Consider the following 13936-nt stretch of genomic DNA (forward strand, 5'->3'; position numbering starts at 1 on the left):
ACGCGCTCGGGTCGCGTGACAGCCACAATACCCAGGCCCCGCGGAACTAGACTGACGACATGCCAGAGCAGTCCTCCGTGCCCGAGCGCGCCGTCGTGAAGCGGGTGCGGACCCGCCACTTCCAGAACGCCAAGGACAACGGCATCGTCATCACCGGCCTCACGAGCTACGACCAGCTCACGGCCCAGATCTTCGACGAGGCGGGAGTCGACTTCCTCCTGGTCGGCGACTCGGCGGGCAACACGGTGCTCGGCTACGAGACCACCGTGCCGGTGACCGTCGAGGAGCTCATCCCGTTCGCCCGCGCGGTGGCGGGCGCCGCGCAGCGCGCGCTGGTGATCGCCGACATGCCCTTCGGCTCCTACGAGACGAGCGCGGAGGAGGCCCTCCGCACGGCCGTGCGCTTCATGAAGGAGTCACGGGTGCATGCGGTGAAGCTCGAGGGCGGTGTGCGGAGCGCCGACAAGATCAACCGGATCGTGGGTGCCGGCATCCCGGTCATGGCCCACATCGGCTTCACCCCCCAGAGCGAGCACGGTCTGGGCGGCCACATCATCCAGGGCCGCGGCGACCAGCTCGAGAGGCTGCTCGACGACGCGCGCGCCGTGCAGGACGCGGGGGCCTTCGCCGTCGTCCTCGAGATGGTGCCCGCCGAGGCGGCGCGCCGGGTGACCGACGAGCTCCGCATCCCCACCATCGGTGTCGGAGCCGGACCGCACGTCGACGGCCAGCTCCTGGTCTGGACCGACTTCGCCGGCCTCTCGACCGGACGCGTCCCGAAGTTCGTGAAGCAGTACGCCGATCTCCGTGGCGCGCTCACGAACGCCGTGGAACAGTTCAGGGCCGAGGTCGCCGACAAGACGTACCCCGGCCCCGAGCACAGCTACGAGTGACGAGTCGAGGCTCAGCGACCCTCTCGGGCGTCGTCCTCGGCCCACTTCGCGCTGTTCTCGTGGAGCTTCTCGAGCGCGTGAGAGGCCTCCTCGCGGGTGGCGAACGGGCCGACACGGTCGACGACGCTGGAGGTGTACCCCTGCTCCACCTCGCCGGTCTTCATGTTGTACCAGTACTGGGTCGACGGATCTTCGGCCATGGGGTCCTCCGGAGGTTCGTTCTCGAGCCGGGCGCGACTGCTGCGCCCCTCTAAGCTGATCATAGAGCCGACCGATGGAGAGGGATCATGACGGAGTCCGCGTCTGCGAGCAACGAGGCCACCCAGTCCGACACCGTGGCGGTGGGGATCGACATCGGCGGGACGGGCATCAAAGGCGCGATCGTCAACGTCGCGACCGGCGAGCTCCTGACCGAGCGGAAGAAGCTGCCCACGCCCGACGGCGGTGAGCCCGACGCGATCGTCGCGACCACGAAGGAGCTCCTCGGCTCGCTCGGCGACATCCCGGACGGCGCCAGCGTCGGGATCTGCTTCCCCGCCGTGGTGCGCCACGGCCGCACCATGTCGGCCGCGAACGTGTCGAAGAAGTGGATCGGCTTCGAGGCCGAGGCGCTCTTCGAGAAGGAGCTCGGTCGCGACATCACCTTCGTCAACGACGCGGATGCGGCGGGGTACGCCGAGGTCACCTACGGCGCTGCCAAGGGTCGCGAGGGCCTGGTGATCCTCACCACGCTGGGGACCGGCATCGGGACCGCGCTGATCTACAACGGAGTGCTCATCCCCAACGCCGAGCTGGGCCACATCCAGATCGACGGCGGCGACTACGAGCCCAAGGCGGCGTACTCGGCCAAGGAGCGCGAGGACCTCAGCTGGAAGAAGTGGGCCAAGCGGCTCAACACCTACTACCACGAGCTCGAGGCGCTGCTCTCCCCCGACCTCTTCATCGTCGGCGGCGGCGTGTCGAAGAACTACGGCGACTTCTTCCCGCTGCTCGAGCTGAACACCGAGATCGTGGTGGCGGAGCTGCGCAACAACGCCGGCATCATGGGTGCGGCTCGGCTCTCGACCACGAAGTCGCTGCGCCTCGAGTAGGCGCGGGGCGCTGGGCGCCACCGGCGCCTTGGCGCGGCCAGGCGCCGCGAGGCGTGAATGGGCCGGCTGTACGCCGGGTTCTGTACGGAGTCTCCTCCGTGACGGCCATCTCTCTCGGGGGCGTGTCGCCACGACCCTCTAGCGGTCTACCCGGAAGCTCGGCGAGCCACCTCGACGCTTCCTGTCTGACCTTGCTCCGGACGAGGTTTGCCTAGCCGGCCGGGTCACCCCGGTCGCTGGTGGTCTCTTACTCCACCGTTTCACCCTTACCGGAGGTTCCCCTCCGGCGGTCTGTTCTCTGTGGCACTGTCTCGCGGGTCACCCCGGGTGGGTGTTACCCACCGCCCTGCTCTGTGGAGCCCGGACGTTCCTCGGCGCGGGGCTCTCGCCCCACGACGCGACCGTCCGCCGACCCATTCACGTGGTTCCAGGGTAGCGGATGCGGGTGCCAGGGCAGACGGACGGCCCGCCACCCGGGGATGCCGGGGACGGGCCGTCCGTGCGGAGGGGCATCAGGCCCGGGTGCGCCTCCGCAGCGCGACGAGGGCGACGCCGCCGGCGAGCAGGGCAGCGAGGGCGATGCCGAACGGGAGCGCCGGCTCCGAGCCCGTGGCGGCGAGGCTGCCCGCGGCGGACGATCCGGCGCCGGTCGAGCCGGTGCCCGCACCCGATCCGCCCGCTGCACCGCCACCGTTCCCCGCGCCGGGCGAGGGCTGCTGGCCCGGGTCCACCGCGGCGGCGATGGCGAACGCCACCGCGACGGGCTCGGAGGCGCGCGTGCCGAGCGCCTGGGTCACCGCGTACTGGTAGCTGCCCGCGTCTCTGAGCGGCGCGGCGAACGGGACGGACCAGGTGCCGTCCTCGGCCACGACGGCCTCGGAGGCATCGAGAGCCGACATGCCCGCGATCACTCCGCCGTCCACGCGGACGGTGGCGCCGGGGAGTCCGGTGCCGCTGAGCTCCGCGACGGTGCTGCCGGCCGGCAGCTCACCCGTGGGCGCGTCGGAGACCGTGAGGCCGGTGAGGTCGGCACGCGACGTCAGCCACTCGGCGGGACCGGTGGCGTGGTCGATGATGCGGGTCTCGCCGACGCAGCCGTTCCACCCGTTGCGGGCCGCGTCGTCGACCCAGTCGGCGCCGAGGATCCACGGCATGTGGGGGTTGGCCGCGAGGCCGGCAGCATCCATCGCGTTGCGGAGCACCGGGGCGCCGTCGACGTACATGGTGACGGTGGCGTCCTCAGGGTCGCCGACGATCGCGACGTGCGCCCAGGCGTCGACCATGATCTCACCCGACCAGGCGGTCTTGTCGCCCTTGGTGGGGTCGCCGGGCACAGCCGTCCACTGGAACTCGCGCAGGTTCGAGATGCCGAGGGCCGTCGGTGAGGCGGTCCAGTCCCACTGGGTCTGGGCGAAGCCGTCGATCTTCGACCGGTTGCCGGTGTGCACGAGGAACTTCGACCAGCCGTTCGTCCCCGAGTCCCAGGTCGGGTCCATCTTCACGAAGGTCTCGATGGTGTACCCCTTCGAGAGGTCGGCGTCGTTGACCGGGGCATCCGCATCCGTCGTGAGGTAGCTGTAGCGCGACCCGCTCGAGTCGGCGAAGCAGACCGCCGCACCGTCCGACGAGTAGCCGTGCACGTCGCCGCTCTCGATCGTGACGTCCGAGAGCTCGGTGCCGGTCGTGTTCGTCGTCGCCGGATCCGGACGGTGCAGGTCGTTGCCGCCCGCCACATCCGGGATCACCGTGTCGGTGCCCACGACGCCGTCGAGTCCGTTGAAGCGCCAGTGCGCCAGAGTGCCGGGCACCTCGACGAAGTCCTGCTCATTGCCGGGCAGCTCGGTCAAGACCGGGTCCGGGCCCTCGAAGCCGTCGAGCAGGATGTCGCGCGCCTTCTGCGACAGTGATGCCTCATCCGCCGGGCCGGCCGAGAACGACGGGTTGAAGCCCGAGAAGCGTTCCGAGAAGTCGATCGGCAGCGAGAACTTCTGCTGCGGCCCCTCGAGGAGCGGCTGGTCGTAGCTGGTCAGCGACTCCTGGGGCTTCCAGGTGACCCAGGGCGAGGCGGTCTGCACGTTGATGACGTCGTGGGTGAGATCGAACTCGTACAGGCCGAGGTAGCCGTCGCCGCCCTCGTACGCCATCTGGTAGTCGATGACGACCTCGGTGACGGTGTGTCCGAAGTCGTTCGTCTTGTCCAGACGGGAGGCGCCGTGGAAGTGCCCGTTGAGGGTGAGGAAGATCTGGTCATGGCTCTTGATGAGCTTGTCCCAGAGCCTCAGGCCGTAGTCCGTCTCCCGGGGAGTGGTCTGGTCGGCGTCGATGTTGAGCACCTCGTGGCTGGTGAGGATCACCGGCACGGTCGGGTGCGCTGCCATCACGTCGCTCGCCCACTGCAGGGTGGCGTCGGAGGCGCGCCACGACAGCGCGAGCACCATGTACTGCTGCCCGTCCGCCTCGAAGATGTGGAACTGGTTCATCCCGGTCGGGTCACTGCCCTCGAACGTCGAGACGTTCTTCGCGCGCTCCGGCCCGAACCAATGCAGGAACGGCTCGCGGCTGAGGTCGTACTGGTCGTCGTAGAGCGTGTCGGTGCTGTTGCGCACGTCGTGGTTGCCCGCGAGGATCGAGTACGGCAGCGCTGCGTCGTCGAGGGTGCGGACGGCGGCATCCGCCGCCTGCCACTCGCGCTCGACGCCCACTCGGTCGACGATGTCGCCGAGGTGGGTGACGAACGGGATGTCGAGCGCGTCCGCGTTCTGCGCCAGCCACTGCGTCTGCTCGGCGAACGGGTCGCTCCCATAGCGGGGCATGAACTGGTCGGCCGAGTAGCGCGAGTAGAACTGGGTGTCGGGGAGCACCGCGAGGGTGAACCGCGAGCCGAGCTCGTCGTCGGTCGGGGCGGCCGGAGCCGCGGCCTGGGCGACCGCGGGGGCCGCGATCAGCGTGCCGAGCGCGAGGGTGCCCGCGGCCGTCGCGGCGAGGGTGCGCGCGAATGCGCGTCCGCCGTGCCTGCCGCGTGTCGAGCGCGGTTCGGGAGGAGAGGAGGTCACAGATCGTCCTTGTCGATGAGAGGGCTATGAGGCTGCCAAGAGCCTCAGCCACCCTCCTCACCCTCGACGAACGGTGTGTGGACGCGCGATGAATGACCCCCCGACCAGGGGGTGAACGGACGGCCGCCGACGGTGGTCCGTCAGCGGGCCACGGGTCTCAGAGGCCCGACTCCTCCGTACGCACGAGGATGCAGCTCGAGTCCGGGCAGAGCACGACGTCCTCCGGATCCGCCCGACGGATCGCGTTGAGGTCCTCCGCCGTGAGCGCCACGTTGCTGCCGAGCGAGATGCCGCGCTGCAGAAGGGCGGCCCCGATCCCGTAACGCTCGCGCTGCCGCTCGTAGAGCGCCAGGAGATCGGCGGGCACCTCCGCCGCGATCGCCGCACGCTCGGAGGCGGCGGCCTCGCGCTGCCGCTCGAGCGTGCCGCGCTGGGCATCGCGTTCGGCGGCGAGGAGCCGCTCCTCCGTGGCGAGGTCGTCTCGCCGGGTGACGATCTCGGCGAGCCGCGCCTCGATCCCGTCGACGCGCTCCATCACCTCGAGCTCGGCATCCTCCAGGGTCGAGCGGCGCGCGGCGAGCGAGGCCAGCTCCGACTCGAGACCCTGGATGTCCTTCGTCGAGCTGGACGACGCCAAGCGGTCACGATCCCGCTTCTCGCGGGCCTCGACGGTCTCGACGTCGGCCTCGATCCGGGAGATCTCGACGCGAGCCTGCTCACGCTCGTTGCTCGCAGCGGCGTACTCGTTCCGCGCCTCCGCGGACAGGCGCTCGAGCTCGGCGAGCCTGGCCAGCTGCGGCAGCTTCTGGATGGCGCGGTTCGCCTGCAGGATGCGGTTGTCGGCCGCCTGGAGGTCGAGGAGTCGGCGCTGAGCTGCGACCGGTGCCTTCATCGGGTGGTCCTTCTCTCGGACGGGGTCATTGGGTGATCACGAACTCCCACGGATCGGTGCGGAGCTCGCTGACGACGATCTCGAGGTCGGGCAGGGCCGACCGCAGCTGCGCGGCCGCCGCATCCAGCCAGAGCCATTCGCTGGCCCAGTGGGACGTGTCGATGAGTGCCGGGCCGCCGCCGAGGAGGGCGCGCTCGTGGGCCTCGCTCGCGGGGTGGTGACGGAGGTCGGAGGTGATGTAGACGTCGGCCGCGGTGACCGCGGCGTGGTCGAGGAGGGAATCGCCGGCGCCGCCGCAGAGCGCCACCGTCTGCACCTGGCGCTCGTAGTCACCCGCCACGCGGACACCGGTGGCGGTCGCAGGCAGCAGCTCGCCGAGCGCGAGGGCGAGGCGCCCGAGTGCCATCGGACGCTCGAGGCGGCCGACGCGACCGAGTCCGGTGCCCTCGCGCTCCCCCGGCACGATGGGCTGCTGGTCGACGAGGCCGAGACGCTTCGCGATGACCGACGATGTGCCGTCGTCGACGATGTCGGCGTTCGTGTGCGCGGCGATGAGGGCGCAGCGGCTGCGGATGAGGGTCGCGAGGAGCGACCCCTTCGACGTCGTCTCCGCGACGGTCGTCACCCCTCTGAGCAGGAGCGGGTGGTGCGTGAGCAGCACGTCGGCACAGGTCGAGACGGCCTCGTCGACGGTGGCGCGCACCGCGTCGACGGCCAGCAGCACGCGCTCGACGTCGTCATCCGGATCTCCGCTGAGGAGGCCGGGAGCGTCCCAGCCCTCGGCGTAGCGGGTCGGCCACAGGGACTCGACCACGGTGTTGAACTCGGCGACGGTCGTACTCATCCTCACAACCCTATCCGCGTCGCGGGCGTCACTCCGGATCGAGCCCGACCATCTCGGCGGTCCTGGCCCAGAGAGCGGCCTGGAGGTCCTGATCCGTCGCCTGGAGCGCCGTCGCGCCGTTCGCCCGGAGCCGGTCGAAGTACGCCCCGCTCGCGGCCGGGACCGGTGCGCTGCTCGCCAGCGCGTAGAGCGGCACCGCTCCCGCCTCGGGGGTGAGGCCGTAGTGCCCGCGCGTGACGATGTTGGCGAACCGGATGAGACCGGAGTCGGTGCCGAAGCCCGTGGCGACCGCTCCCGGATGCACCGAGAACGCGTCGATGCCCAGAGGCGCCCAGCGACGGGCGAGCTCCTTGATGAACAGGATCGTGGCGAGCTTCACCTGGCCGTACGCGGTCCAGCCCTTGCGCCATGGACGGCGCTCGTACTCGAGGTCGTCGAGGTCGACCCGGCCGAAGCGGTTGGCGACGCTCGCGGTGGAGACCACCCGGGCATCCGTGCCGCGCTCGAGCGCGGGCTGCAGCAGGCGCGTCAGCAGGTACGGGGCGAGGTGGTTCGACTGCAGCGTGCGCTCGTGTCCGTCGGCGGTGAGGCTGCGGGTGCCGACGAGACCTCCCGCGTTGTTCATGAGGACGTCGACGTGGTCGTACGCGTCCTGGAGCTCCGCCGCGAGCCGACGCACGTCGTCGAGGCGATCGAAGTCGGCGATGAACGCGCGGCCCCCGGTCTGCGCGGCCACCGCGCGGGTGCGCTCCGCGTTGCGCCCGACGATCGCGACCGTGTCGCCGTCGTCGGCGAGCCGCGAGGCGACGACCCGGCCGATCCCGGAGCTGGCGCCGGTGACGACGACGACACGCTCGCCCATCGCTACCGCTCCCCCGCCTCGATGCGGGCGATGGCCTGCGGGTCGGCGCCGTTCAGGAACTCGGTGAGGCGCTCCACCTCCGCCGTCTCGCCTATGCCCTCGGCCGCGCGGCGCAGCATGTAGAGCGACAGCAGCACGCCGCGGTTGGGCTCGTGCGACCACGGCACCGGGCCCTGGCCGCGCCAGCCGGCCTTCCGGAGCGCGTCGAGCCCGCGGTGGTAGCCGACCCGTGCATAGGCGTAGGAGGGCACCTTCTCGCGACGCGACCAGGCGCGATCCGCCAGGGTGGCCCAGGCGAGTGACGACGTGGGGAAGCGCGTGACCGTCTCTGCCAGCACCTCGTCGACCTCGTAGCCCACCGCCCCAGCGAGCGCGTCGGCGACGCCGGGTTCGGCAGGGAGCAGGGTCGGCGGCAGGCCGAGCAGGTTCTCAGAGGTCATGCTCCGATCGTACGTCCCTCCTGCACCGCGTCCGCTGCGTCGGATGTTGTCCACAACCTCGCGCCCTCCGCGCCATCCAGTGCGCGCGCTGGGTACCGTCGCGCCATGCCGAACACCACCGCATCCTTCCTGCACCCCCTCGACGACATCGCCCGCTCCTGGCGGCGGCTTTGGGGAGACGCCCCGCCCGTCCCTCTGCATGTCGCCGAGATGTACCCGTGGCGCCGCATCCGGCTCGACGGATCCGACGACACCGGGTTCGCGGAGCCGTTCCACGTCTCGCGGTCCGAGGAGCGACGCCGTGTTCGGGCTGTGCTCGATGATCTCCAGCCCGGGTACGACTCGCTCGTCGGGTTGTGGATCGATCAGGAGCCGCCGGAGCGCGGCGACTGGACGCCGCTGCCGGGGCTCGACGGGCGTCGGCTCGGATGCGGGTACTCCGAGCACGTGCATGCGGCGCCTCAGCTCGATCGGGCGACGATCGACACGCTGGTCCGACGGGTCGCAGACGGCTCGCACGGCATGCTGATGATCGGCCCGCCCGACCTCGCGTGGCTCGTGCACCCGTTCGACGACGGCATCGAGATCCTGGTGGCGTCACCCGAGAGGCGCGAAGAGCTCCTCGACCGATGGGCGTCGTGGCTGTGCATGCACGCCCCCTGGTACGAAGAGGGGGCACCCGGACAGGATGCTCTGCTTGACTGAGACCATGACCGACCTGCCCCGTGAGCTCCGCATCCGAGACATCGTGCTCGATCTGATCACCGACGGGGACGAGGTGGCCTGCTGGTCTGGCGAGCTGCCCCGCGACGAGCACTCGATGGTCAGCGTCGTGGTCGAGCCCGCGGCCTCGCCGTCGCGCGAGGCGCGGGAGACGGCCGAGGGCGTGATCGGCGGCTTCGACGAACTGGTGGAGGTGGCGACGGCGTACCTGGTCGAGGAGCTGCCCGGCGCTGGCCGGCAACTCACCGATGCCGATCGCGGGCGTCTGTCGGAACCGCCGTCGCCGTTCGGCATGCCGGAGGCCACGGTGTGGGATGACGGCACCTGGCTCCTCCGCTTCGCCGAGGCCGACCTCGATCTCGCGGGCGACCTCGGCCTCGCCGTGCGCTTCGTCGGCACCGCCCCGGTCGCGGTCGACGACCTCTCAGACGCCGAGGAGGACGACCCCGGGTCTGGGTCCGAGTAGGTCACTGTGCTCGCCCGACCACTCAGGGTCAGGCGACTCGCCTCACCCCACCCGCCACAAGGGAGTCCCGGGCCTGTCGAACCGCGACACCGGCGATCGTCAGCTCCCTGAGGGCCGATGGGATCCACGCGGGCGCATACGTCGAGCCGGCGATGACAGACGCGACGACGATCAGAGCGGCGCCTACAGGCGCGAAGTCGCCGACGAGGGTCAGTTGCACGGCCGACGCGACCACGGTGAGATATGTCGAGGTGACCCCTATCGTCATCGCCATGCGCACAGTGCGACTCGTCGAGGCGTGAACGACCGCACGAGACTGCCCCATCATGCACAGAGCCGCGGCGAAGGTCACGACCAGCGGAAGCCCGACCATCGCAGCGCGCGGGTACGCTCCGGCCACGGCCATGATCAGGACCGCGCCGAGCACCGCGGCACCGCCGGTCATCACACCGACCCACCCTGCGTTCCGCGCGGATGGTCTCGTCAACCTCGCGAGGCGCTCGGACCGTCTCACCACCATCTGCCTGGCCCGCTCCGCATCCGCTCGCTCGAGAGGAGCCCGGACCATGAGGACGAGCGCACCGGCCCACGCCAGTGCTCCGGCCTCGCTGCCGGACCCGAGCGCCGCGGAAGCACCCAGCGCAACGCTGCTCAAGATGAGGAGACCGAGTCGCGCGGAGTAGCTGGCAAGACTCGACCGTGATCGACCGTGTGGGATTGCGGCGACGATCACCAGCATCACGGCGCAGGTCGCTCGGACCGCGTCGAACGTCGAAGTCACGCTCGAGAGCGCCCACGGTCTCGGAGCACCGGCCATCAGGAGCCACGTGCCGGCGACGACGAATGCCGCCAACACTTTAATCAGGACGGTGTGGTGTGTGCGCTGGTCAATAGCGGCGGCGGACGGAGGTGGGATTCTCATACGGGGGACGGTAGCCCGGGGCTCCGACACCCGCGGCTGAGTGCCGCACGAGGGGTGGGCCCTACCGGGCTCGAACCGATGACATCCACGGTGTAAACGTGGCGCTCTACCAACTGAGCTAAAGGCCCCTGCCGCTCCACTCTAGCGGCCTGCGCGCATCGCCCCCGATACGCGCCCGTATTCAGGATGGGCGGGGTGGATCGGTGCTTTTCAGGACGGATCGTCCTGAGAACGGCCGGAGGTCCTGAAAACGGACGCGCCCTGTGCCGCGCAGACGCCCGACCCGACCCGGCGACCCGACGCGGCGTCAGACGCGGGCGGGGAGGACCTCGTCGAGGGCGGCGCGGTAGGCCTCGATGGAGCGGGCCTCGCCGGGGGCGGTGATGAAGGAGGCGCGGATGATGCGGTTCGTGTCGATGACGAAGGTCGCGCGGTTCGCGAAGCCCTTCTCCTCCAGGAACACGCCGTAGTCCTTGGCGACGTCGCCGTGCGGCCAGAAGTCGGCCAGCAGGGTGAAGTCGTACCGCTCCTTCTCAGCCCACGCCCGGAGGGTGGCCTTGGAGTCGACGGAGATGCCGATGAGCTCGACGCCCGACTCCTTGAAGAGGTTGAGGTTCTCCTCCAGCGCGCACAGCTCACTCGTGCAGACGCCCGAGAACGCCAGCGGGAAGAAGACGAGGGTGACGGGCCTCTTGCCCTGGAACTGGCTCAGCCGAACCCGCTCGCCGTACTGGTTGGCGAGGTCGAAGTCCGGAGCGAGCGTGTCGTTCTCCAATGCCATCAGGCGACCTTTCCGATGCCGACGCGTGTCGTCGGCTCCGTGCCGGCGAGATGCGCCGACTCAAAAACCACCCCATCCTAAACCCGTTCGCGGGTCCCGGCATTCCCTGCGCCCTCCCCTCGGAGAGCAGTGTCATGGAAAGTCACTAGGCTGGCCTGTGGCGTTCCGCACGAGACCCGTGAGGGCGCTCACACGAATCCGTCTGTACACAACAGAAGAGAGGTCGACGGTGACTGTCAACGACCAGGACCCGTATTCGGCGGGACACATCGACTCCGATCCTGAAGAGACAGCAGAGTGGGCGCAGTCGCTCGACGCGCTGGTCGAGGCGCAGGGGCACGGTCGGGCTCGCGAGATCATGCTCAGCCTGCTCAAGCGCTCGAAAGAGCTCCACCTGAACGTCCCGATGGTCCCCACCACGGACTACATCAACACCATCGCCCCCGAGAACGAGCCCGAGTTCCCCGGCGACGAGGACGTCGAGCGCCGCTACCGCGCGTGGCTGCGCTGGAACGCCGCCATGCTCGTGCACCGGGCCCAGCGCCCCGGCATCGCCGTCGGCGGCCACATCTCGACCTACGCCTCGAGCGCGGCGCTCTACGAGGTCGGCTTCAACCACTTCTTCCGCGGGCCCGACCACGCGGGCGGCGGCGACCAGGTCTTCTTCCAGGGGCATGCCTCCCCCGGCATGTACGCCCGCGCCTTCCTCGAGGGTCGCCTCAGCGCCGACCAGCTCGACGGCTTCCGGCAGGAGAAGTCGCACGCGCCGAACGGCCTCTCGTCGTACCCGCACCCGCGGCTCATGCCCGACTTCTGGCAGTTCCCCACCGTGTCGATGGGTCTCGGACCCATCAACGCGGTCTACCAGGCCCAGCTCAACAAGTACCTCACGAACCGTGGCATCAAGGATGCGTCCGACCAGCACGTCTGGGCGTTCCTGGGCGATGGCGAGATGGACGAGGTCGAGTCGCGAGGTCAGCTCCAGGTGGCCGCGAACGAGGGCCTCGACAACCTCACCTTCGTCGTCAACTGCAACCTCCAGCGCCTCGACGGCCCGGTCCGCGGCAACGGCAAGATCATCCAGGAGCTCGAGAGCTTCTTCCGCGGCGCCGGCTGGAACGTCATCAAGGTGATCTGGGGCCGCGAGTGGGACGATCTGCTCGCCCGCGACACCGACGGCGCGCTGCTCAACCTCATGAACACGACGCCGGACGGCGACTTCCAGACGTACAAGGCCGAGTCGGGCGCCTACGTGCGCGAGAACTTCTTCGGCCGCGACGCCCGCGCACTGAAGCTCGTCGAGGACTTCTCCGACGACCAGATCTGGAGCCTCCGCCGAGGCGGTCACGACTACCGCAAGGTGTACGCCGCGTTCAAGGCCGCCACCGAGCACAAGGGCCAGCCCACCGTCATCCTCGCCCACACCATCAAGGGCTACGGCCTGGGTCCGGCGTTCGAGGGTCGCAACGCGACCCACCAGATGAAGAAGATGACGCTCGACAACCTCAAGACGTTCCGCGACAGCTGGCGCATCCCCATCTCCGACGCCCAGCTCGAGGAGAACCCCTACCTCCCGCCGTACTACCACCCGGGCGACGACGACCCGGCGATCCAGTACCTGCACGAGCGCCGCCGCCAGCTCGGCGGCTTCCTCCCGGAGCGGCGCTCGAACCACACGGCGATCTCGCTGCCCGACGATTCGGCGTACCAGACGCTGAAGAAGGGCTCCGGGCACCAGGAGATCGCCACGACGATGGCGTTCGTCCGTCTGCTCAAGGACCTCACGCGGGCGAAGGACTTCGGCAACCGCATCGTGCCGATCATCCCGGACGAGGCGCGCACGTTCGGCATGGACGCGTTCTTCCCGAGCAACAAGATCTACAACCCGAAGGGTCAGACCTACACCTCGGTCGACCGCGAGCTCCTCCTTGCCTACAAGGAGAGCCCTCAGGGCCAGATCATCCACGTCGGCATCAACGAGGCCGGCGCGGCCGCCGCGTTCACCGCCGTGGGCACGTCGTACGCCACCCAGGGCGAGCCGCTCATCCCGATCTACGTCTTCTACTCGATGTTCGGGTTCCAGCGCACCGGCGACGCGATCTGGGCGGCGGGCGACCAGATGGCGCGCGGCTTCATCATCGGCGCCACCGCGGGCCGCACCACCCTGACCGGTGAGGGCCTCCAGCACGCCGACGGGCACTCCATCCTCCTGGCCTCGACCAACCCCGCCGTGGTGTCGTACGACCCCGCCTACGGGTATGAGATCAACCACATCGTGCGCGCCGGTCTCGAGCGGATGTACGGCGGCCAGCACGACGACCCGAACGTCATGTACTACCTCACGGTGTACAACGAGCCGCTCGTGCAGCCGGTCGAGCCGGAGGGGGTCGACGTCGACGGCATCCTCCGTGGCATCCACCGCCTCAAGGCCGGCGCGGTCGAGGGGCCGAAGGCGCAGATCCTCGCATCGGGCGTGGGTGTGCCGTGGGCTCTCGAGGCCCAGGAGCTGCTGGCCAACGACTGGGGCGTCTCCGCCGACGTGTGGAGCGTCACCTCGTGGACCGAGCTGCGTCGCGACGGTCTCCGCGCCGAGGAGCACAACTTCCTGCACCCCGACGAAGACAAGCGCACCGCGTACCTCACCGACAAGCTGTCGGGCTCGGCCGGTCCGTTCCTCGGCGTGAGCGACTTCATGCACGCCGTGCCGGACCAGATCCGTCAGTTCGTGCCCGGCGACTACGCCACGCTCGGCGCCGACGACTTCGGGTTCTCCGACACACGTCCCGCGGCCCGTCGCTTCTTCAAGATCGACGGACCCTCGATCGTGGTGCGTGTGCTCGAGCAGCTCGCGGCGCGCGGCGAGGTCGACGCGAACGCTCCCTCGTGGGCGATCCAGCGGTACGACCTCCACAACGTCAACGCCGGCACGTCGGGCTCGGCCGGCGGCGAGAGCTGAGCCGATCGACGAG

The 13936-nt window shown here is 69.8% G+C and carries 13 protein-coding genes, 1 tRNA gene and 1 other RNA gene; 5 read left to right on the forward strand and 10 right to left on the reverse strand.

Annotated elements, in window-relative coordinates; genetic code table 11:
• The first annotated feature begins 59 nt into the window (after positions 1–59).
• The gene (panB, locus tag ACFJGV_RS02720; protein WP_378146651.1) at positions 60–893 is read left to right on the forward strand and encodes a 3-methyl-2-oxobutanoate hydroxymethyltransferase; all 834 of its coding nucleotides are present in this window, start codon (positions 60–62) and stop codon (positions 891–893) included.
• Positions 894–904: 11 nt separating this feature from the next.
• Here the strand turns inward: panB and ACFJGV_RS02725 are convergent, their stop codons facing one another.
• Positions 905–1093 carry an SPOR domain-containing protein gene (locus ACFJGV_RS02725; RefSeq protein WP_378146653.1) on the reverse strand — a complete coding sequence of 63 codons (189 nt, stop codon included), beginning with the start codon at positions 1091–1093 and terminating at the stop codon, positions 905–907.
• A gap of 87 nt (positions 1094–1180) precedes the next feature.
• On the opposite strand from ACFJGV_RS02725, the gene ppgK reads away from it, so the two are divergent.
• Entirely contained in the window at positions 1181–1984 is an 804-nt protein-coding gene (gene ppgK, locus ACFJGV_RS02730; RefSeq protein WP_378146655.1) for a polyphosphate--glucose phosphotransferase, read from the forward strand.
• A gap of 53 nt (positions 1985–2037) precedes the next feature.
• Here ppgK and rnpB read toward each other — a convergent pair.
• The 6 genes from rnpB to ACFJGV_RS02760 form a co-directional block, all read right to left on the reverse strand.
• Positions 2038–2401: RNase P RNA component class A (gene rnpB, locus ACFJGV_RS02735), an RNA gene on the reverse strand.
• Between the two features lie 95 nt (positions 2402–2496).
• Complete coding sequence (locus tag ACFJGV_RS02740; RefSeq protein WP_378146657.1) at positions 2497–5037, reverse strand: LamG-like jellyroll fold domain-containing protein; 2541 nt, start codon at positions 5035–5037, stop codon at positions 2497–2499.
• 157 nt (positions 5038–5194) lie between these two features.
• Positions 5195–5929 (reverse strand): zinc ribbon domain-containing protein, encoded by a 735-nt coding sequence (locus ACFJGV_RS02745; RefSeq protein WP_378146659.1) that lies wholly within the window; start codon positions 5927–5929, stop codon positions 5195–5197.
• 25 nt (positions 5930–5954) lie between these two features.
• Positions 5955–6773 (reverse strand): Nif3-like dinuclear metal center hexameric protein, encoded by an 819-nt coding sequence (locus tag ACFJGV_RS02750; protein ID WP_378146661.1) that lies wholly within the window; start codon positions 6771–6773, stop codon positions 5955–5957.
• Positions 6774–6801: 28 nt separating this feature from the next.
• The gene (locus tag ACFJGV_RS02755; RefSeq protein WP_378146662.1) at positions 6802–7635 is read right to left on the reverse strand and encodes an SDR family NAD(P)-dependent oxidoreductase; all 834 of its coding nucleotides are present in this window, start codon (positions 7633–7635) and stop codon (positions 6802–6804) included.
• Positions 7636–7637: 2 nt separating this feature from the next.
• Positions 7638–8075, reverse strand: a complete 438-nt coding sequence (locus ACFJGV_RS02760; RefSeq protein WP_378146663.1) for a DUF3151 domain-containing protein — start codon at positions 8073–8075, stop codon at positions 7638–7640.
• A gap of 105 nt (positions 8076–8180) precedes the next feature.
• Between ACFJGV_RS02760 and ACFJGV_RS02765 the strand changes: the two genes are divergently transcribed.
• Positions 8181–8780 (forward strand): hypothetical protein, encoded by a 600-nt coding sequence (locus tag ACFJGV_RS02765; protein ID WP_378146664.1) that lies wholly within the window; start codon positions 8181–8183, stop codon positions 8778–8780.
• A 4-nt stretch (positions 8781–8784) separates the two neighbouring features.
• Positions 8785–9264 carry a hypothetical protein gene (locus ACFJGV_RS02770; protein ID WP_378146666.1) on the forward strand — a complete coding sequence of 160 codons (480 nt, stop codon included), beginning with the start codon at positions 8785–8787 and terminating at the stop codon, positions 9262–9264.
• Positions 9265–9292: 28 nt separating this feature from the next.
• On the opposite strand, the gene ACFJGV_RS02775 is transcribed toward ACFJGV_RS02770, so the two are convergent.
• From ACFJGV_RS02775 to ACFJGV_RS02785, 3 genes are all read right to left on the reverse strand, one after another.
• Positions 9293–10186, reverse strand: coding sequence for a hypothetical protein (locus ACFJGV_RS02775; protein ID WP_378146667.1), 894 nt, complete (start codon positions 10184–10186; stop codon positions 9293–9295).
• Positions 10187–10241: 55 nt separating this feature from the next.
• Positions 10242–10314 (reverse strand) — tRNA-Val (locus ACFJGV_RS02780).
• A gap of 179 nt (positions 10315–10493) precedes the next feature.
• On the reverse strand, positions 10494–10967 hold the full coding sequence (locus ACFJGV_RS02785) for a peroxiredoxin (protein ID WP_378146669.1): 474 nt from the start codon (positions 10965–10967) through the stop codon (positions 10494–10496).
• A 229-nt stretch (positions 10968–11196) separates the two neighbouring features.
• Here ACFJGV_RS02785 and aceE point away from each other — a divergent pair, with 229 nt between their 5' ends.
• Positions 11197–13923, forward strand: coding sequence for a pyruvate dehydrogenase (acetyl-transferring), homodimeric type (aceE, locus tag ACFJGV_RS02790; protein ID WP_378146671.1), 2727 nt, complete (start codon positions 11197–11199; stop codon positions 13921–13923).
• Positions 13924–13936 lie beyond the last annotated feature (13 nt).

The organism is Cnuibacter sp. UC19_7, from assembly GCF_042699995.1.
Classification (GTDB): Bacteria; Actinomycetota; Actinomycetes; order Actinomycetales; family Microbacteriaceae; genus Cnuibacter.